This window comes from Vibrio sp. OPT24 (assembly GCF_015163545.1).
GTDB lineage: Bacteria > Pseudomonadota > Gammaproteobacteria > Enterobacterales > Vibrionaceae > Vibrio > Vibrio cyclitrophicus.
Genome location: NZ_JADDYI010000048.1, coordinates 222321 through 241808 on the forward strand (window position 1 = coordinate 222321; position 19488 = coordinate 241808).

The window sequence follows — 19488 nt, forward strand, 5'->3', positions numbered from 1 at the left end:
AAGGAGCCTCAATGCGTAACTTTACTTCTAAGCAAGATTTCTGTTCATGGTTGAATGAGTTCGAATCACCAATCCTCATTCCTGAGTGGGCGCAACACCAAAATATTGTATCGGTTGATCCGCGTGGATCATTTGTTATTACTTTACCTTTTGCTGCGAATCAACTGGCTGCTGATCTTAAATACTGGATTAACGCTCAGATCGAACAGCAACTTGTCAGCGCTTTTCAATTCGAAGTGAATGTGAAGCCATCAGCGCTTGAAACTACCGTCGCTACACCATTGAAAGGCGTTAAGAACATTATCGCGGTAACGTCTGCCAAGGGAGGAGTGGGTAAATCAACAACTTCGGTAAACCTTGCGCTCGCGTTATCTAAGTCAGGTTCAAAAGTCGGTTTGCTGGATGCAGATATCTATGGCCCGTCAGTGCCTATGATGCTTGGCCAATTAGACGCAAGACCACAAGTACAGAATAATAAATGGATGATGCCAATTGAGGCGCATGGCATTTTTACACATTCTATTGGGTATCTTGTGTCGAAAGACGATGCGGCAATCTGGCGTGGCCCTATGGCAGCTAAAGCTTTAGGCCAACTTGTTAACGAAACCGTATGGCCAGAGTTGGATTACCTTGTTATCGATATGCCACCGGGCACGGGTGATATTCAGCTAACGTTGTCGCAGCAGATCCCAGTAACGGGCGCGGTAGTCGTGACGACTCCTCAAGATTTGGCTTTAGCCGATGCACGTAAAGGTGTAGCGATGTTCGATAAAGTGAACGTACCTGTGGCGGGTCTCGTCGAAAACATGAGCTACCATATTTGTAGTCATTGTGGTGAGAAAGAGCATATCTTTGGCGCTGGTGGCGCAGAGGCTATGTCTGAAGAATTTTTCCTCGATATCTTAGCGCAAATTCCACTGCATATTGATGTACGACAAGACATTGATGCTGGCTGCCCAACGGTAATACGTCGCCCAGACAGCGAACATACTCGTCATTATCTAGAGCTTGCTGAAAATGTTGCTGCGAAGATGTTTTGGACGGGAAAAGCGAGACCGGAAGCTATTAACTTCTCTATGGTTGAATAAAGTTGGCCACTCTCAATGTCTTGTAAATAATGGTTGGTAAGATAAATGGCTTTTTGGATTTAGGAAATAGCCATTGGGGGTTGTGCAAATAGTTGTAGGTAAGTTATTTGAAAGCAAACGATTGTATTCATTAAATGCATTGATATCATCAATTTGACTGCAATTAGCTAAAATGGCGACTAGAATCTATGTTGTTTAGCCCCTATAATCAGGCGGTTTATCTCTTCCCACCACCAAACCATATCGGGTGCAAAATTAATGTCTGATAATAATCAATGTGTCATCGTAGGTATCGCTGGCGCTTCAGCTTCAGGAAAAAGTCTGATTGCTAGTACAATTTATAATGAATTGCGCGAAAAAGTAGGCGACCATCAAATTGGTGTTATCACGGAAGATTGCTATTACAGCGACCAAAGCCACTTGAGTATGGAAGAGCGTGTTAAAACTAACTACGATCACCCAAATGCACTAGATCATGATCTTTTATGTGAACATCTACAGCAGCTAATGAGTGGTAATGCAGTAGAAGTTCCGGAATACAGTTACACAGAGCATACACGCACTTCTGAAACGACTACACTTACTCCTAAGAAAGTGATCATTTTAGAAGGTATTCTGCTTCTAACTGACCCGCGTCTCCGTAAACTAATGCACGCAAGTGTGTTTATGGATACGCCATTAGACATCTGTCTACTACGTCGTGTTAAACGTGATGTAGAAGAGCGTGGTCGTACAATGGACACGGTACTTAAGCAATATCAAGAAACAGTGCGCCCAATGTTTATGCAGTTTATCGAGCCTTCAAAACAACACGCAGACATCATCGTTCCTCGTGGTGGTAAAAACCGTATTGCGATTGATGTGCTAAAAGCGCACATTGCGAAGTTGTTGAAGTCTTAATCGAATAAAATTTTGCCTAAGTGACTCACTTAGCTTTATTTTTTACCGAATCAGTGGCACTTTTATAGTGCCACTTTCTTTTGGAATCTAAGCAAGGAATATGCGGATGAAGAAACTACTCATTTTCATAGCTGTACCAGTGTTTGTTGTTATTGCAGCAATTCTGGCACTAGTGCTGTTAGTGAATCCCAACCAATTTAAGCCATTAATTGTCGAACAAGCCCAAAAACACACCGGCCTAGAGCTCGTGATCGAGGGTGATATCAGCTGGCAATTCTTCCCATCTATTGGCTTTGCTCTTGGTCAAACTGAATTACGTAACCCTGAAGGATTTACCCAACCTAACCTATTTAAGGTTGATAACGTTGGTGTTGATGTGTCGGTTACTCCGCTATTTAGCAACCAACTAGAAATCGGCAACGTGACTCTGGATGGTGCAGAATTCTATTTAGAAACCCTTAAAGATGGTCGTAAGAACATCGATGCGTTAACGCAGGCATCAGCGTCTCAAGAGCCTGAGTCTGTTGCAGATACCCGTTCTGAATCCGCGCCAACGACCGAAGAACAAGGTACGACAGAAGTATCAGGTTGGACGATAAACCTTGCGGGCGTTACTGTCTCAAACGCATTGTTTGAAATGGACGACAAGCAAGCCGGCTCATTCACTAAGTTATACGATGTGTCTTTAAACTTGTCTGAATTTGCGGTTGATACGTGGACCACTGCGACCTTTGCTGCCTCTGGTGAAAACAATCAGCAGAAGTTCTCTGCAGAAGGTAGTGCTGAGTTTAAATTAGCGGAAGGTTTTGCAAGTTACGCACTTCGCAATATTGACCTAAACGCTAAGTTCAATGATCCTGCGACGTCGATTGAATCTGCAAAAATTGGTTTGAACACGTTTGAGTTCGATAAGGTAAACCAACTTACTTATGCTGTAGTTGGTAACGCCGCAGGCCTTGACCTTGATCTTAAAGGTGGTGGTGAACTAACGGTAGATAGTGCGATTTCAAAAGTCACATTGAATAAGCTAACGTTAGATTCAACACTCAAAGGCGATGCGCTTCCACAATCACCAATGAAAGTGGATATGTTGTCTGACCTAAGCTTTGATCTTAATAAGAGCCACTTGAGCTTTGTGCTAGAGAAGTTGCAAGCAAATGCTATCGAGCTAGACGGTAAAGCAGACGTCACCTTATCTGAAATACCAAAGGTTCGTTTCTCTCTCCATAGTCCAAATATCGATTTAGATGAGTTCTTAGGTTTGGGTAAGACAACAGAAACAGCGAGCACAGCGCCTTCTGATTCTGCTGGTGGCTCAACGTCAAATTCTGATAGTTCAGCTCCTACTAAAGAAGTAGAACCTGATCTTTCGGCTCTGAAAACGTTAGACGTGAAAGGTGACATCACGATTGATAAGTTCAAAGCGAACAACGCGAAGATGCAGAATGTTAAAACAGCATTTTCTGTTAATCGTGGTATCGCGGAGCTAACCTCATTTACATCGAATCTCTACGATGGGTCTATCTCTGCAACAGCTAGATTAGATGCACGTAATACACCGGCGACTTACACCGCTAAGAAGAAAATCAAAGGTGTGAAAGTTCAGCCGTTACTGGTTGATGTCGCTGAAAACGATATGCTAGAAGGTACTGGTAATATCGATGTTGACGTCAAAGGTAAAAGCTTGACACCAACAGGAATTAAACAGAACTTAGTCGGTACGATTGCGATTAATTTCGAAGATGGTGCGGTTAACGGTATTAATGTCGCTCAGCTGATTCGAGAAAACTACGCCAAGATCAAGGGTGAGAAGGTCGAAAAAGTTGATGGCGCACAGAAGACTGATTTCAGTGCAATGAAAGCGACACTCAAAGTGGATAAAGGCTGGGTTTCAACGAATGACTTGTCAGCTCAATCACCGCTTTTAAGAGTGACGGGCCAAGGTAAGGCAAACTTCATCAATGAGACAGTCGATTTCCTTGTGAGAACATCGATAGTTGGGTCTTTAGAAGGTCAGGGTGGTAAGAGTATCGATGACCTGAAAGATGTCACTATCCCAATCAAGGTCACTGGCCAGTGGGCAGAACCGAAATTTGCGCTTGTTTTTGATGATGTGTTGAAGCAAAAAGCGCAGAAAGAGATTGACCGTGGTGTGAATAAGTTAACGGATAAGATCAAAGACGAAAAAACGAAAGAAGCGGTTGATGGTTTATTGAAAGGCTTCTTTAACTAATCTCTGCTCGCTTGAACTAGCATAGAAAAAAGCGCCATTCCTTATTGCAGGGAATGGCGCTTTTGTTTGGGTGCTTATGATACTTTCGAGAGATTCTCTATGACACTCGTCCCTCGTTCTAGGGAATGACGATCGGTGCTCATCCTTTATTTAGGGGAGTAACACTGAAGAGTCGTCATCCTCGAGAGGGAAGAATGACCGAGTCGGGGATCTCTAATTGAACGGGATTACCAATCCACACCTTGCAGAGCTTTAACGCCAGATTCGAAAGCGTGCTTCACGTTACGAACTTCAGATACCGTATCAGCCATGTCAGTCAACGTTCGATGCGCACCACGTCCAGTAATAATTACTGATTGCATTTTCGGGCGATTATTTAGAGCTTCTACTACTTCGTCCAATTCGATGTAGCCATAACTCACCATGTACGTCAGCTCATCAAATAAAACTACATCAATCGACTCGTCGGTTAGCATACGTTGACACTCTTTCCATACGCGCTGCGCAGCTTCGATATCTTGAGCCTTGTTTTGGGTTTCCCAAGTAAAGCCGGTTCCCATCACTTGGAACTCTACATCCAGCTTTTGAAGAACGTTTTTTTCGCCATTATCCCAAGTGCCTTTAACAAATTGAGCAACGGCACATTTCTTACCATGGCCTACAGCTCGAGTGATGGTACCGAAACCTGATGTTGATTTACCTTTACCGTTACCAGTAATAACCAACAATAAGCCTTTCACTTCTTGTGCTGCAGCCACTCGTGCATCGACTTGTTCTTTTACTTTCTGTTGTCTTGCCTTATGGCGTTGTTCTTTGTTGTCTTCGGTCGACATAACAAATCCTTTTAAGTTGTGATTGCGTCTATCATAGCCTAACTTAACGATAGCAAAAACCATCGGAAGAACAGGTGATTACGGATGAAAAAGATACTCGTTGTTTGCATGGGGAATATTTGTCGTTCGCCAACAGGTGAAGCGGTGCTTCGAAAGAAAGCTCAGCAGATAGGGATTGATGTTGTGGTCGACTCTGCGGGTACAATTGGATTCCACCAAGGCAATCCACCGGATTCACGCTCAAAGTCGGCAGGAGAGAAGAGAGGGTACAGTTTTAAGGGAATAACCTCCCGCAAAGTAGTTATGAATGACTTTGAAGAGTTTGACCTGATACTTGCAGCAGATAGAGCTAATTTGGAAGACTTAATGAGCCAGTGTCCAGTTCACCTCCAATACAAGCTCGCGCTGTTTTTGAGTTTTGGAGAGTCACAGTATCAAGAAATTCCCGATCCTTATTATGGTGAGGGGAATGGCTTTGAATTAGTGTTGGATTTAATCGAAGAGTCGAGTGATGCAATATTAAATTCGATTTAACGTCGAAGTGATGTTCGGTCTTTGAGCAAAAAAGAACAAGATCAACACGATCAAGAATATCAAGAATTATAGATATAAAAAGGCCGACATCGAATGTCGGCCTTTCTAAATCTAATTTAAGCGATAGCTAAGATTACTTAGACATTACTTTGTAGATAGGGTCTTCTGCAACGTTCGCTTCAACTAAGCTCCCGGCTTTGTGCAGCATAGCGACACAGTCTTTGCTTAAGTGGCGAAGGTGAAGAGTTTTGCCTAATGCTGCGTAACGGTCAGCAATCGTGTCGATTGCTTCAATCGCTGAGTGGTCAGTAACGCGTGAGTTTGCAAAATCAACGATGACATCTTGTGGATCGTTGTATGCGTCAAACAACTCTAGGAAGTTAGCCGTTGAACCAAAGAAGATTGGGCCGTTAACTTTGTACTCTTTTGAGCCTTCTGCGTTTACTGAGGTGTCTGCGTAGATGTGTTTAGCATGTTGCCAAGCGAACATTAACGCTGAAGCTACAACACCAACACCAACGGCTACCGCAAGGTCAGTTAACACCGTTACTACTGTTACAAGAATGATAACGAAGAAGTCTTGCTTAGGTACACGACGCGCCAGCTTGAAGGTAGCCCATTCAAACGTGCCGATAACAACCATGAACATTACACCCACTAGTGCCGCTAGAGGAATCATCTCGATAAGCGCGGAGCCAAACAGGATGAACATCAGAAGTGCAACTGCAGCTACGATACCTGAAAGACGACCACGACCACCTGAGTTTACGTTGATCATCGATTGGCCGATCATCGCACAACCACCCATCGCGCCAAATACTGAACACGTTACGTTAGCCATACCTTGACCTACACATTCACGGTTAGATTGACCACGAGTGTTTGTCATTTCGTCTAGTACCGTTAGTGTTAGTAGAGACTCAATCAAGCCGATAGCCGCAAGGATAATGGCGTATGGCAGAATGATTTGCAGTGTTTCAAATGAAAATGGAACCGCAGGAATCGAGAACGTTGGTAGAGAACCTGCTAGTGTCGCTGCTTCATCACCAGACATAGTACGTAGGAAGTCGACAACAGTACGAGTTTCAAGATCAAGACCAACAACCAAAGCTGTTACCGTAACAATAGCAACCAATGAAGAAGGCACTGCTGTTGTGAGTTTAGGTAGGAAGTGGATGATACCCATAGTCAGTGCTACTAGGCCTAACATCAGAGTCATTTGACCGCTTGGTAACCAAGTTAATGCTCCCGTTACATCAGGCGCTTTAAATTGGCCAAGCTGTGCCAAGAAGATAACGATCGCTAAACCGTTCACGAAACCAATCATTACTGGGTGCGGAACGATACGGATAAATTTACCTAGCTTAAATACACCAGCTGCAATTTGCAGAAGACCGGCTAACATTACGGCTGCAAATAGGTATTGAACACCATGGGTTGCCACTAGGCTTACCATTACTACAGCCATTGCGCCAGTTGCACCAGATATCATACCTGGACGACCGCCAAAGACAGAAGTGATTAAACCTACGATGAATGCTGCGTAAAGACCAACCATTGGGTCAACGCCAGCAACAAAAGCGAATGCTACGGCTTCAGGTACCAGAGCTAGGGCTACTGTAAGACCTGAAAGCACGTCATTCTTTACAGAGTGCCTTGAAAATTGTGGGAATTCGAACATGTTTGCTCAGCTATGCTAAAAATGGATTTACCGACACGAGTGTATTGCGTAGCCAAACAGTGATGGAAAAGAGCGGCAATAGCGAAGTGTCGAAAAGATAAGTGCGCGAATGCTACCCAAAAATGTGATTAAGTTCAAGGTTGAACCCCACTTTGAGTAATATATCTATTATAAGTTATCGGAAGAATAGATATAAAAAAGGGCTGCTTATTAATAAGCAGCCCTTTGGTGTTATCTACGGATTAATCCGTGAAACTTATTAGTATTGAGGCTTAGTCATGCCTGCGCCAGCTTTGTTTGACGCTGCTTGGCTACCCGCACCTTTCGGTACAAAACGCTCAGTACGGAAGGGAGCTGCAACAACTTGAATCTCTTTGATCTCTTGAGGACCCGGCGCTTTAGTCATTGGTGAACCTGCTTGCTTTTTAGCAACCACAGCCTTTGGTGCCGCTTTAGGAGCTTCTGCTTTTACAACAGGAACTTCTTCAACTTTTACACTTTCAGCGTTAGGAGTTTCAACAGCGACTTCAGGTTCAACAACGGGTGTTGCTTCTTCTGATTGTACAGGTTTAGCTACAACAGGAGCTTCTGCTACTGGAGTTTCAACTTTCGTCGTTTCAACAGCGATAGGAGCTTCTTTAATAACGGCTGGAGCTTCAGTTACCTGAGCTTCAACGTTAACTTGTTGAGTTGCAGTTTGCTCAATAATAGCAGCATCGTCACGACGAATGATTACTTTACCCATAGCCAGTTCAGGACACGCAAAGCCACCTGCCATAACTACGTTGCTTTGTGGTGCTGTATCTTGAGCAACATTTTGCTCTTGAACAGCAACTTTAGTCTCTGTACTCACTTGAACTTCGGTCACTTCAGGTTTTGCCTGTTTGTGATGAGGCTTTGGTACGAAGCGAGGCATTACTTTACCCATAGCCATCTCAGGAGAAGCTACGCCACCTTTACGTAGGCGGAATGGGTTAGGGCGACGATCACGACCACGACGACGACGTTGACCACTTGCACGTAGATGACGTGGAGAACGACGGTTACGACGTTGTTTTGGCTCTTCCTGTTCAGTTTGCTCAGAGTTTGCTTGAGTTGCTTCTACTTGTTCCGCAACTTTTTGCTCTTTTGCTACTGACTGTTCTTTTGCGACAACTTGCTCTTTAGATGAGTTGTCTGCTTCAGCTTGAGCTTGTTGGTCTTTAACTCGAACTTGTTTGTTCAGTTTACGACGCTGACGACGCTCTTTAATCTTAACAGCTTTAGCTTCAGGTTTTGCCTTAGGCGCTTCAGGCTTGTCAGCTTGAGCTTCTGCCGCCAGCTGTAGACCTTCTTCTGCTAATTTAGATGGTACTTGCTCTTCGCGTTGCTTCTGCTCATCACGTGGCTTGTTGCGACGATCTTGCTTTGGCTTACGAGGTTGACGAGTTTGCTGTGGAGCTGCTTCTTTTTGCTCTTCAGGTTTCTCATCACGTGCAGGTTTGCGACGACGTTTGTTGTCACGGTTTTCGTTACGGTTGTCACCACGTTCGCCGCGTTGTTCACCACGGTCACCACGTTGGTTACGACGGCGGTTGTCGTTACGATCACGGCGTTGACGGTTACCGTTGTTACGATTGCTTTTAGGTTTCTCTTCTTCTTGCTTCTCTTCTTTTTTCTCTTCTTGAGTCGAAGAGCCAAATAGGAAGCTACCGATAGCCTTGAAGAAACGACCGATTAGACCTGGTTCTTGAGTTGTTACTGGCTCAGCTTTCTTCTCTTCTACAGCTTTTGGAGCTGGAGCTGGAGCTGGAGTCGGTGCTGATTGAGCTGGAGCTGCAAAGCCTTTTAGAGCCGGCTCTTCGAGCTTCTTAGGGCGAATAGTCTGTTCTGCAGGTTCTTTGCTTTCCGCTTCTTTAAGCGCATCTAGCTTTTGAGGAAGTAGGTAAGACAGTAGATCAAACTCTTCACCTTCACGAACACGGATAACCTCAAAGTGTGGCGTTTCCATGTCTGAGTTAGGAACAACAGTGATCTTAACTTCTTGGTTCTTCTCAATGTGGTTTACTGAGCGACGTTTTTCATTCAGAAGGTAAGAAGCGATTGGAACAGGTACAACAGCAAGTACTTGCGCTGTATTGTCTTTCAGGGCTTCTTCTTCAATCAAACGTAGAACAGACAGTGCTAGAGATTCGTTATCACGAACAACACCAGTACCTGTACAACGAGGACAAATGTGGTGGCTTGCTTCTGCTAGTGATGGGCTCAAACGTTGACGAGACATCTCTAGAAGACCAAAGCGAGAAATACGGCCAATCTGAACACGTGCGCGATCTAAACGAACGGCATCACGTAGACGGCTTTCTACTTCGCGTTGGTGGCGAACCGGAGTCATATCGATGAAGTCGATAACAACAAGACCACCTAGGTCGCGTAGACGTAATTGACGTGCAATTTCATCGGCCGCTTCTAAGTTAGTATTTAGCGCAGTTTCTTCAATATCGCCGCCCTTTGTTGCACGAGCAGAGTTGATATCGATAGAAGTCAGAGCTTCTGTTGGATCGATTACGATAGAACCACCAGAAGGAAGGCGAACTTCACGTTGGAAAGCAGACTCGATCTGGCTTTCAATCTGGTAATGGCTGAATAGAGGCACTTCACCATCGTATTTCTTAACGCGATTCATGAAATCTGGGCGTATTAATTGAATGTGCGCTTGTGCACGTTCAAAAATAGTGTTGCTGTCGATTAGAATCTCGCCAATATCACGACGTAGATAGTCACGAATCGCACGAACGATTACGTTACTTTCTTGGTGAATAAGGAAAGGGGCTGCGTTTGAATCAGAAGCTTGCTTGATAGCGCCCCAGTGATTCAATAGAACATTCAAGTCCCACTCTAGCTCTTCTGCACTTTTGCCAACACCCGCTGTACGCACGATTAAGCCCATACCTTGAGGAAGTTCAAGAGTGCTTAATGCTGCTTTCAGTTGAGTGCGTTCATCACCTTCGATACGACGAGAAATACCGCCAGCGCGAGGGTTATTAGGCATAAGAACTAAGTAACTACCGGCCAAAGAGATGAAAGTCGTCAGTGCAGCACCTTTGCTACCACGTTCTTCTTTCTCTACTTGTACGATCACTTCCTGGCCTTCTCTTAGCACTTCTTTAATGCTAGGGCGGCCTTGGTATGTATAACCTTCAGGGAAGTATTCGCGGGCAATTTCTTTAAGAGGGAGGAAACCATGACGTTCTGCGCCGTAATCAACAAATGCCGCTTCTAGGCTTGGTTCAATACGGGTAATACGTCCTTTGTAGATATTCGCTTTCTTTGACTCGTGACCTGGACTTTCGATATCTAGATCGAACAGTCGCTGGCCATCAACCAAAGCGACACGCAACTCTTCTTTTTGAGTTGCGTTAATTAACATTCTTTTCATTTAGAAATTCTCATTGTCTTTTCTTATTTTCATCATTGTTCTTATCGCTTTATTTCGTTTCTCATGGTGCCAGATCCCATGGCTTTATCGGTGCAGCCTCCCGGCTGGAGAGGGATGCTCTGGGGCACGTCAGTCATCATAGGGAGTTAGCCTATGATCCGCGATGTGGCGGTGAATACTCAACATGAGTGTACGTGAGTAGAGCGATAAGGAGCTCAGTTGACCGTGTCTTACGCCGATTGCAGCACTGTCTAATCTGAGTTATCTACTCATTTACTTGCTTATGAATGGTTAGCTGTTTAAATAATAGTCAAACCACTGATAGCAGCTGTGAACTATAGCAGCGGTCGGTAAACACAGCAATCTGCTTTGTCGGAATGCTGTAAAAAAAACAGTTTTTGTTTGGGTTTTGATAGCTCTAACTCACTGTCTATAAATAATTTATCATTTGATATTTTAATTTGCAGGAATCTTGATGCTTTTTTGTTCGAAGAATCAAAGAAATATAGAACTTCGAGTGCAATTTAGTGATGGATTCGAGACTATTAAGCGTAAATTAGTGCGGAATAGTGCTAAGAAAATCTCAATTATCAAAAGTGACAGTGATACAATAACCGCATGAGCGAAATTAGAACCCAAGTCCAGTTTGTCGACATCGACGAAGATATGGCTGGTCAGCGTATTGATAACTTCTTACGCAACCAATTAAAAAACATCCCGAAAAGCATGATTTATCGAATCGTGCGTAAAGGCGAAGTCCGCGTAAACAAAAAACGCATTAAAGCTGAGTACAAACTAAAAGCTGGTGACTTAGTTCGTATCCCACCAGTAACGATTGAAGAGAAAACAGAAGAGAACATACCGAGCACAAAACTCAACAAGGTTTCTGAACTAGAACAGTGCATCATTTATGAAGATGATCATCTGTTGATTCTTAATAAACCGTCGGGTACTGCTGTTCATGGTGGTAGTGGGCTAAAGTTTGGCGCGATTGAAGCATTGCGTGCACTTCGTCCTGATGCTCGCTTTCTTGAGTTAGTGCATCGGATTGATAGAGATACGTCTGGCATTCTACTTGTTGCTAAGAAGCGCTCTGCACTAAGACATCTTCAAGCGCAGTTCCGTGAAAAAACGGTTCAGAAATACTATTTCGCTTTGGTGATGGGTGAATGGAAGAACAGTTGTAAAGTGGTCAATGCACCTTTGTTGAAAAATGAAGTAAACAGCATTGTTCGTGTTAACCCAAATGGTAAGGCGTCTGAAACTCGTTTTAAGGTTTTAGAAAAATTCCAAGACGCGACTTTGGTTCAAGCGAGCCCTATTACCGGCCGCACCCACCAAATTCGTGTGCATGCTCAGTATACTGGTCATCCGATTGCTTGGGATGACCGTTATGGCGATCGTCGATTCGATGCTTATACGGGTAAAGTTGGATTGAATCGTTTGTTTCTTCACGCAGCAAACATCAAGTTTACTCACCCAGGTAGCGAAGAGAAGATGGATATCTCAGCGCCAATGGAAAAAAGGCTAGAGAAGGCCCTGACTGGTTTACGTAAGCTTTAGAAATATACGAGTTCACAAATTTTTCGTGAATTGAGTATCTGAGCTTTAATTAGAAAAGGTTGACGAATATCGTCAACCTTTTTGTTTTCATATGTTGTCGAAGATCCTTAACTCGCTCATCCCTTCTCTTGAGGATGACGAAATTTACTGAAAGACCGTTTCGCTACTTATTTCACTTTTCTTTCTCGTCGTTTCTTAAACGGACGAAGGAAGGAGTAGGGGACCCTTAGCAAAGAGAGAGTATTTGTTACAGCACTCTCATTCCTTGCGCTTCTAACATATCGACTAAATCGATCAGAGGTAACCCGATCAAGGTATTTGGATCTTTGCCTTCCATTTGTTTGAACAAAGCAATGCCTAATCCTTCACACATAAAACTGCCTGCGCAGAAATAAGGCTGCTCTTTCTCAACATACGAAATGATTTGTTGCTCTGTTAGATCGCGGAAATGCACCACGAAGGTGTCGAGACGCGTGTCAGCTTTATTGGTTTCGCTGTTCCAAACGGAAAGTCCAGTATAGAAAGTGATGCTTTTACCACTTTGGCGAGATAGTTGCTGAATTGCTTTTTCACGAGTGTGTGGCTTACCAATGATCTCATCGTCAATCACACAAACCTGATCAGAACCAATCACTAATCCTGGTTGTTCAATTGTACAAGACTTGGCTTTCGTCTCAGCTAAACGCATCACTAACTGCTGAGGTGTCTCTTCTGGAAACGGTGTTTCATCGCAGTCAGGCTTGGCTGTTATGAAGTCTAAGTGTAGTTTTTTGAGGATCTCTTGCCTAAATGGTGAGGTAGAGGCTAAAACTAGTTGGTAATTTCTCATTTTAATTTACAATTCACGGAAGCATTTATCTCAGGATAACGTAACTTGTCCTGCTATTCATAATGCTCTGAATAGGAAAGGCAGGAAAGTACATTTTTTTTGCCATTTCCTTTGACTAAACATGATTTGGAAGATAAGATTCGCGCCCTATGCAAAAGGAAAAAATACCGCGTACAGTTGATCCGGCAAGAACAGCTCAAAAACGACTCGATATGGATGGTATCATCCAAGTCAGTCTTTTAAAGCGTCTAACCGAAGCAACTGAAGGCGTAAAACGTGACGCGCAAGTCTCAATGTCATTTGGGCTTGATGAACAACGATTAGTCGTTATCTCTGGTAAAGCTAACGTCGAAGTCGATTTAGAGTGTCAACGTTGTAATGAGGTTTTCGCGCATGAGTGCGATGTCCAATTTACTTATACTCCTGTTTACAGCGAGAAAAGTGAAGAGGAAGCACCGGAAGAGTACGATTTGGTAGATCTGAACGAGTACGGTGAGTTAGACCTGATTCAATTAGTTGAAGACGAGTTCATCCTTGGATTGCCACAAATAGCAATGCACGACGATGCGAAATGTAGCGTTAACTCAAATAACTTGGTGTTTGGTGAACTTCCTGAAGAAATTGAGGAAGACAAAAAGCCGAATCCATTTGATGTTTTAAAAAACTTGAAGAAGTAACTTATTAACAAATAAGTATCTTTAAGAATTTACATAGGAGTAGGGTCAATGGCCGTACAAAAGAGCAAGAAATCACGTTCAATGCGTGGCATGCGTCGTTCACACGATGCGCTAACTACAGCTGCACTTTCTGTAGACGCAACTTCAGGTGAAACTCACCTACGTCACAACGTGACTGCCGAAGGTTTCTACCGCGGCAAAAAGGTTATCAACAAGTAAGGTTGACCTTTGCAAAATCTAACCGTTGCGCTTGATGCAATGGGCGGAGACTTCGGTCCCCGTGTAACAGTGCCTGCCGCCGTGCAGGCACTGTCGTATTTCCCAGAGCTAAAAGTCATTCTCATAGGTGATCGAAACGCGATCACATCTCAATTATCTTCATTAGGTCAAATGCCTGATTCTCGTTTGAGTATCCAGCACTGTGACCGAGTTATCTCCAATTCTGAAAAACCGTCACTAGCCTTACGTAATAGTCAGGGTAGCTCTATGCGTGTCGCTATCGATCTGGTTGCCGAATCACAGGCTGATGCTTGTGTGAGTGGTGGTAACACTGGTGCATTGATGGCTTTGTCTCGTTTCCGACTCAAACTCCTCCCTGGTATTGATAGGCCTGCATTGGTTTCCGCTTTGCCTACTGCCTCTGGTAACCGGACGTGGATGCTTGATTTAGGAGCAAACGTATCTAGTGATGCGGATTCACTCTTTCAGTTTGCCGTGATGGGCAGTGCATTAGCAGAACAACATTTAGGGCGAGCTCCACGCGTCGCTATTTTGAATATTGGTGCAGAAGAAATTAAAGGCAACGACCTTGTAAAACGATGCGCCGAAATGTTGGCTAATACTCAATCCGTTAACTTCATAGGCTATATTGAAGGTAATCAACTACTTCAAGATGCAGCTGATGTCGTCGTATGTGATGGTTTTGTGGGCAATGTCTGCTTAAAAACGTGCGAAGGTACAGCTCAGCTCTTTATTGATAAGCTAAAAACGCGCATGATGGCTTCAACAATAAAGGGTTGGATTGCCAGAAAGCTATTTTCTGAGCTATTTACTGAATTAAAAACCTTGAACCCCGACCAGTATAACGGCGCAAGTTTGTTAGGATTGCGCGGCATTGTCATTAAAAGTCATGGAAGTGCTGATGTGTCTGCAGTCGTCAACGCGATTGGTGAAGCAGTACACGAGGTCAAACGACAAGTCCCCAGCCGCATTAGCGATCGTTTGGAAGCGGTTTTACTCGAGAGGCATTATTAGTCTTCATGTATAGCAAAATTTTAGGTACTGGCAGCTACTTGCCATCTCAGGTGCGTACTAACGCAGACTTAGAGAAAATGGTAGAGACTAGCGATGAGTGGATCGTTGCTAGAACAGGTATTAAAGAGCGTCGTATTTCAGCGGAAAACGAAACCGTTGCTGATATGGCGTTTTACGCTGCTGAAAATGCCATTGAAATGGCAGGTATCGACAAAGAAGATATTGATTTAATCATCGTTGCGACAACCAGCAGTAGCCATACATTTCCGTCTTCGGCATGTCAGGTACAAGGCAAACTTGGTATCAAAGGTTGCCCTGCGTTTGATTTGGCTGCGGCATGCTCTGGCTTCGTCTATGCATTGTCTGTTGCTGATCAACACATCAAGACTGGCATGTGTAAAAATGTTTTGGTGATTGGTGCTGATGCACTGTCAAAAACCTGTGATCCGACTGACCGCTCTACTATCATCTTATTTGGTGATGCAGCAGGTGCGGTGGTTGTAGGCGCAAGCGAAGAGCCAGGTATTTTGTCTACTCACATATACTCTGATGGTAAATACGGTGAGCTTCTAAGCCTAGAAGTACCAGAGCGTGGCGGTGATGCAGACAAATGGCTGCACATGGCGGGCAACGAAGTATTTAAAGTAGCTGTAACTCAGCTTTCTAAGCTGGTAAAAGACACATTGGCTGCGAACAATATGGATAAGTCAGAGCTTGATTGGCTAGTTCCACACCAAGCGAACTACCGTATTATCTCGGCAACTGCTAAAAAGCTGACGATGTCACTTGATCAAGTGGTGATCACCCTTGATAAGCACGGCAATACGTCGGCAGCTACCGTACCTACAGCACTTGATGAAGCTGTGCGTGACGGGCGAATTAAACGTGGTCAAACGCTTCTACTTGAAGCATTTGGCGGCGGCTTCACTTGGGGTTCTGCGTTAGTTAAATTCTAACCTCAAGCGAAAATCAACAAACAAGGCACATAACTTATGTGCCTTATTCAATTTTTGCTTTGCTTAAAGGAAAATTACAATGAGCAAGTTTGCTATCGTATTCCCAGGCCAAGGCTCTCAAGCTATCGGTATGCTTGCTGACCTAGGCGAACAGTATGATGTTGTAAAACAGACATTTGCTGAAGCTTCAGAAGCACTTGGTTACGATCTATGGGCATTGGTTCAAGATGGTCCAGTAGAAAATCTAAATGAAACTTTCCGCACTCAACCGGCTCTATTAACAGCGTCTGTTGCAATTTGGCGTGTATGGCAAGAGCTTGGCCTAGAGCAACCTGCAAACTTAGCAGGTCACAGCTTAGGTGAGTACTCTGCACTGGTTTGTGCTGGTGTCATCGATTTTAAAGAAGCGATCAAATTGGTTGAGTTACGTGGTCAGCTGATGCAAGAAGCCGTTCCTGCAGGCGTTGGAGCAATGTACGCAATCATCGGTCTTGACGATGAAGCGATTGCTAAAGCGTGTGAAGAAGCTGCGCAAGACGAAGTTGTGTCTCCAGTTAACTTTAACTCTCCTGGCCAAGTTGTTATCGCAGGTAACAAAGCGGCGGTAGAGCGTGCTGGTGCACTATGTAAAGAAGCCGGCGCAAAGCGTGCGCTTCCTTTGCCTGTTTCTGTGCCATCTCACTGTGCACTGATGAAGCCGGCAGCAGACAAACTAGCGGTTGCTCTAGAAGCGCTAGAGTTCAATACGCCAGCACTGCCTGTTATCAATAACGTTGATGTTATTGCTGAGACAGACCCTGCGAAAATCAAAAATGCACTTGTTCGTCAGCTATACAGCCCAGTTCGTTGGACTGAAGGTGTACAGGCAATGAACGAACAAGGCGTAGAGAAACTACTAGAATTAGGTCCAGGTAAAGTTCTTACTGGCCTAACAAAACGAATCGTAAAAACTATGACAGCTGCTGCAGTTAACGACACTGCATCACTAGAAGCTGCTAAGTAAATAACCACTTAATAGAGAAGTTATGATGAATTTAGAAGGCAAAGTTGCACTAGTTACAGGCGCAAGCCGTGGTATCGGTCGTGCAATCGCTGAACTTTTAGTTGAGCGTGGTGCTAAAGTTATCGGTACAGCTACTTCTGAAGGCGGCGCAGCTGCAATCAGTGAGTATCTGGGTGAGAACGGTAAAGGTCTTGCTCTTAATGTCACTGATGTTGACTCAATTGCTGCTACACTGAAAACCATCAACGATGAATTTGGTGCGATTGACATTCTAGTTAACAACGCTGGTATCACTCGTGATAACCTACTTATGCGTATGAAAGACGATGAGTGGAACGACATCATTGATACTAACCTAACGCCTATTTTCCGCATGTCTAAAGCTGTATTGCGTGGCATGATGAAGAAGCGTCAAGGCCGTATTGTTAACGTTGGTTCTGTAGTTGGTACTATGGGTAACGCTGGTCAAGCTAACTACGCAGCTGCAAAAGCTGGTGTAATTGGCTTTACTAAATCAATGGCTCGTGAAGTTGCGTCTCGTGGCATTACAGTAAACACTGTAGCGCCTGGTTTTATCGAAACAGACATGACTAAAGCGCTAAATGATGACCAACGTGCAGCAACTTTGGCGAATGTACCAGCAGGTCGACTAGGTGACCCTCGCGAAATCGCTGAAGCTGTGGTATTTTTGGCGTCACCTGCGGCAGCTTATATCACAGGTGAAACACTTCACGTCAATGGCGGTATGTACATGGTGTAAATTATGTGCAACATTTGTGCATGATTTAAGTCAAGATCATACGTAATTTCGGTTAAAATCGTGAAAATTGTGGTTTGACCAGAAAAGTTGACCTTGCAACTTTCAATAGATTGAATAAACTACGGAAAACATCGCATAAAGCGAACTCTGTAAAGGAAAAGAAAAAATGAGCAACCTCGAAGAACGCGTAAAGAAAATCATTGTTGAACAGCTAGGTGTAGACGAAGCTGAAGTTAAAAACGAAGCTTCTTTCGTTGATGACCTAGGTGCAGATTCTCTAGACACAGTTGAGCTAGTAATGGCTCTAGAAGAAGAATTCGACACTGAAATCCCAGATGAAGAAGCTGAGAAAATTACTACTGTTCAAGCAGCTATCGATTACGTAACTAGCGCTCAGTAATAATCTCTCCCAGGCGGTCACCTCGACCGCCTGTGTTTTATCTAACTCATCTATCCTCATCTTAAATCACCTCAATCTCCGGAGTGTAAAATCGTGTCCAAGCGTCGTGTAGTTGTCACTGGCATGGGTATGTTGTCACCGGTAGGCAACACTGTAGAATCTTCTTGGAAAGCCCTGCTAGCTGGTCAAAGTGGTATCGTTAATATCGATCATTTTGATGCAACCAATTTCTCAACTCGTTTTGCAGGTCTAGTAAAAGACTTTAACTGCGAAGAGTATATGACTAAAAAAGATGCTCGTAAGATGGACTTGTTCATCCAGTACGGCGTCGCAGCAGGTATTCAAGCTTTAGATGATTCAGCCCTAACTATTACTGAAGAAAACGCTCCACGTGTGGGTGTTGCTATTGGTTCTGGTATTGGTGGTCTTGGTTTGATCGAAGCCGGTCACCAGGCTCTAACTGAAAAAGGCCCTCGTAAGATTAGCCCGTTCTTCGTACCGTCGACGATCGTGAATATGATTGCTGGTCACATGTCTATCATGCGTGGCCTACGCGGTCCAAACATCGCGATTTCTACTGCATGTACGACTGGCCTACATAACATTGGCCATGCAGCTCGTATGATTGCATACGGCGATGCTGACGCAATGCTAGCGGGTGGTGCTGAAAAAGCATCAACTCCACTAGGTATGGGCGGTTTTGGTGCGGCTAAAGCATTATCTACTCGTAACGATGAGCCTCAAAAAGCTTCTCGTCCATGGGACAAAGGCCGTGATGGTTTCGTTCTTGGTGACGGTGCTGGCATGATGGTTCTTGAAGAGTACGAACATGCGAAAGCTCGTGGTGCTAAGATTTACTGTGAGCTAGTTGGCTTCGGTATGTCGGGTGACGCTTACCATATGACATCTCCAAGTGAAGATGGCTCTGGTGGTGCATTAGCAATGGAGGCGGCTATGCGTGATGCAGGCATTACTGGTGAACAAATCGGTTATGTTAACGCACACGGTACTTCGACTCCAGCAGGTGACGTAGCGGAAGTTAAGGGCATCAAGCGTGCTCTTGGCGAAGCAGGCAGCAAGCAAGTATTGGTATCTTCTACGAAATCGATGACTGGTCACCTTTTAGGTGCTGCTGGTTCTGCTGAGGCTATCATCACAGCGATGTCTCTGGTTGATCAAATTGTTCCACCAACAATCAACCTAGATGATCCTGAAGAAGGTTTAGATATTGACTTAGTACCTCACACTGCGCGTGAAGTTAGCAACATGGAATATGCTGCATGTAACTCATTCGGTTTCGGTGGTACAAACGGCTGTTTGATCTTCAAAAAGATTTAATCATCTTATTAAAGACGTAAA

At 44.2% G+C, this 19488-nt stretch carries 17 protein-coding genes; 13 read left to right on the forward strand and 4 right to left on the reverse strand.

Annotated elements, in window-relative coordinates; all coding sequences use genetic code 11:
- The first annotated feature begins 11 nt into the window (after positions 1–11).
- The 3 genes from apbC to IQO02_RS10835 all read left to right on the forward strand — a co-directional run bounded on the left by apbC (position 12) and on the right by IQO02_RS10835 (position 4221).
- The gene (gene apbC, locus IQO02_RS10825; protein ID WP_016800727.1) at positions 12–1088 is read left to right on the forward strand and encodes an iron-sulfur cluster carrier protein ApbC; all 1077 of its coding nucleotides are present in this window, start codon (positions 12–14) and stop codon (positions 1086–1088) included.
- A gap of 258 nt (positions 1089–1346) precedes the next feature.
- Positions 1347–1988: a uridine kinase gene (gene udk / locus IQO02_RS10830; protein ID WP_004734002.1), complete on the forward strand. Its 642-nt coding sequence runs from the start codon at positions 1347–1349 to the stop codon at positions 1986–1988.
- A 106-nt stretch (positions 1989–2094) separates the two neighbouring features.
- On the forward strand, positions 2095–4221 hold the full coding sequence (locus IQO02_RS10835) for an AsmA family protein (RefSeq protein WP_016790355.1): 2127 nt from the start codon (positions 2095–2097) through the stop codon (positions 4219–4221).
- A gap of 227 nt (positions 4222–4448) precedes the next feature.
- On the opposite strand, the gene cobO is transcribed toward IQO02_RS10835, so the two are convergent.
- Positions 4449–5054, reverse strand: coding sequence for a cob(I)yrinic acid a,c-diamide adenosyltransferase (gene cobO / locus IQO02_RS10840; protein WP_010437241.1), 606 nt, complete (start codon positions 5052–5054; stop codon positions 4449–4451).
- An 84-nt stretch (positions 5055–5138) separates the two neighbouring features.
- Here cobO and IQO02_RS10845 point away from each other — a divergent pair, with 84 nt between their 5' ends.
- Positions 5139–5588 (forward strand): low molecular weight protein-tyrosine-phosphatase, encoded by a 450-nt coding sequence (locus tag IQO02_RS10845; protein ID WP_016767663.1) that lies wholly within the window; start codon positions 5139–5141, stop codon positions 5586–5588.
- A 133-nt stretch (positions 5589–5721) separates the two neighbouring features.
- Here the strand turns inward: IQO02_RS10845 and IQO02_RS10850 are convergent, their stop codons facing one another.
- Together IQO02_RS10850 and rne are read right to left on the reverse strand one after the other, a co-directional pair.
- Positions 5722–7269 carry a SulP family inorganic anion transporter gene (locus IQO02_RS10850; RefSeq protein WP_029203736.1) on the reverse strand — a complete coding sequence of 516 codons (1548 nt, stop codon included), beginning with the start codon at positions 7267–7269 and terminating at the stop codon, positions 5722–5724.
- A gap of 259 nt (positions 7270–7528) precedes the next feature.
- On the reverse strand, positions 7529–10687 hold the full coding sequence (gene rne / locus IQO02_RS10855; RefSeq protein ID WP_016800729.1) for a ribonuclease E: 3159 nt from the start codon (positions 10685–10687) through the stop codon (positions 7529–7531).
- Between the two features lie 618 nt (positions 10688–11305).
- Here rne and rluC point away from each other — a divergent pair.
- The gene (gene rluC, locus IQO02_RS10860) at positions 11306–12250 is read left to right on the forward strand and encodes a 23S rRNA pseudouridine(955/2504/2580) synthase RluC (RefSeq protein ID WP_016783818.1); all 945 of its coding nucleotides are present in this window, start codon (positions 11306–11308) and stop codon (positions 12248–12250) included.
- A 247-nt stretch (positions 12251–12497) separates the two neighbouring features.
- Here the strand turns inward: rluC and IQO02_RS10865 are convergent, their stop codons facing one another.
- Entirely contained in the window at positions 12498–13079 is a 582-nt protein-coding gene (locus tag IQO02_RS10865; protein WP_010437248.1) for a Maf family protein, read from the reverse strand.
- 149 nt (positions 13080–13228) lie between these two features.
- Here IQO02_RS10865 and yceD point away from each other — a divergent pair, with 149 nt between their 5' ends.
- The 8 genes from yceD (at position 13229) to fabF (ending at position 19467) form a co-directional block, all read left to right on the forward strand.
- The gene (yceD, locus tag IQO02_RS10870; protein ID WP_010437250.1) at positions 13229–13756 is read left to right on the forward strand and encodes a 23S rRNA accumulation protein YceD; all 528 of its coding nucleotides are present in this window, start codon (positions 13229–13231) and stop codon (positions 13754–13756) included.
- 48 nt (positions 13757–13804) lie between these two features.
- Complete coding sequence (gene rpmF, locus IQO02_RS10875; RefSeq protein ID WP_004737376.1) at positions 13805–13975, forward strand: 50S ribosomal protein L32; 171 nt, start codon at positions 13805–13807, stop codon at positions 13973–13975.
- A gap of 9 nt (positions 13976–13984) precedes the next feature.
- Positions 13985–15010: a phosphate acyltransferase PlsX gene (plsX, locus tag IQO02_RS10880; RefSeq protein ID WP_010437265.1), complete on the forward strand. Its 1026-nt coding sequence runs from the start codon at positions 13985–13987 to the stop codon at positions 15008–15010.
- Positions 15011–15015: 5 nt separating this feature from the next.
- On the forward strand, positions 15016–15966 hold the full coding sequence (locus tag IQO02_RS10885) for a beta-ketoacyl-ACP synthase III (RefSeq protein ID WP_010437276.1): 951 nt from the start codon (positions 15016–15018) through the stop codon (positions 15964–15966).
- Between the two features lie 79 nt (positions 15967–16045).
- The gene (gene fabD, locus IQO02_RS10890; protein ID WP_010437278.1) at positions 16046–16969 is read left to right on the forward strand and encodes an ACP S-malonyltransferase; all 924 of its coding nucleotides are present in this window, start codon (positions 16046–16048) and stop codon (positions 16967–16969) included.
- A gap of 25 nt (positions 16970–16994) precedes the next feature.
- Positions 16995–17729: a 3-oxoacyl-ACP reductase FabG gene (gene fabG, locus IQO02_RS10895; protein WP_010437280.1), complete on the forward strand. Its 735-nt coding sequence runs from the start codon at positions 16995–16997 to the stop codon at positions 17727–17729.
- A 166-nt stretch (positions 17730–17895) separates the two neighbouring features.
- Complete coding sequence (acpP, locus tag IQO02_RS10900; protein ID WP_004737381.1) at positions 17896–18129, forward strand: acyl carrier protein; 234 nt, start codon at positions 17896–17898, stop codon at positions 18127–18129.
- Positions 18130–18222: 93 nt separating this feature from the next.
- Positions 18223–19467: a beta-ketoacyl-ACP synthase II gene (gene fabF, locus IQO02_RS10905; RefSeq protein ID WP_010437291.1), complete on the forward strand. Its 1245-nt coding sequence runs from the start codon at positions 18223–18225 to the stop codon at positions 19465–19467.
- The last annotated feature ends 21 nt before the right edge of the window (positions 19468–19488 follow it).

Coding starts and splice junctions, on each gene's coding strand:
- apbC (WP_016800727.1), top strand. CDS start 12: ATGCGTAACTTTACTTCTAAGCAAGATTTCTGTTCATGGTTGAATGAG.
- udk (WP_004734002.1), top strand. CDS start 1,347: ATGTCTGATAATAATCAATGTGTCATCGTAGGTATCGCTGGCGCTTCA.
- IQO02_RS10835 (WP_016790355.1), top strand. CDS start 2,095: ATGAAGAAACTACTCATTTTCATAGCTGTACCAGTGTTTGTTGTTATT.
- cobO (WP_010437241.1), bottom strand. CDS start 5,054: ATGTCGACCGAAGACAACAAAGAACAACGCCATAAGGCAAGACAACAG.
- IQO02_RS10845 (WP_016767663.1), top strand. CDS start 5,139: ATGAAAAAGATACTCGTTGTTTGCATGGGGAATATTTGTCGTTCGCCA.
- IQO02_RS10850 (WP_029203736.1), bottom strand. CDS start 7,269: ATGTTCGAATTCCCACAATTTTCAAGGCACTCTGTAAAGAATGACGTG.
- rne (WP_016800729.1), bottom strand. CDS start 10,687: ATGAAAAGAATGTTAATTAACGCAACTCAAAAAGAAGAGTTGCGTGTC.
- rluC (WP_016783818.1), top strand. CDS start 11,306: ATGAGCGAAATTAGAACCCAAGTCCAGTTTGTCGACATCGACGAAGAT.
- IQO02_RS10865 (WP_010437248.1), bottom strand. CDS start 13,079: ATGAGAAATTACCAACTAGTTTTAGCCTCTACCTCACCATTTAGGCAA.
- yceD (WP_010437250.1), top strand. CDS start 13,229: ATGCAAAAGGAAAAAATACCGCGTACAGTTGATCCGGCAAGAACAGCT.
- rpmF (WP_004737376.1), top strand. CDS start 13,805: ATGGCCGTACAAAAGAGCAAGAAATCACGTTCAATGCGTGGCATGCGT.
- IQO02_RS10885 (WP_010437276.1), top strand. CDS start 15,016: ATGTATAGCAAAATTTTAGGTACTGGCAGCTACTTGCCATCTCAGGTG.
- fabD (WP_010437278.1), top strand. CDS start 16,046: ATGAGCAAGTTTGCTATCGTATTCCCAGGCCAAGGCTCTCAAGCTATC.
- fabG (WP_010437280.1), top strand. CDS start 16,995: ATGAATTTAGAAGGCAAAGTTGCACTAGTTACAGGCGCAAGCCGTGGT.
- acpP (WP_004737381.1), top strand. CDS start 17,896: ATGAGCAACCTCGAAGAACGCGTAAAGAAAATCATTGTTGAACAGCTA.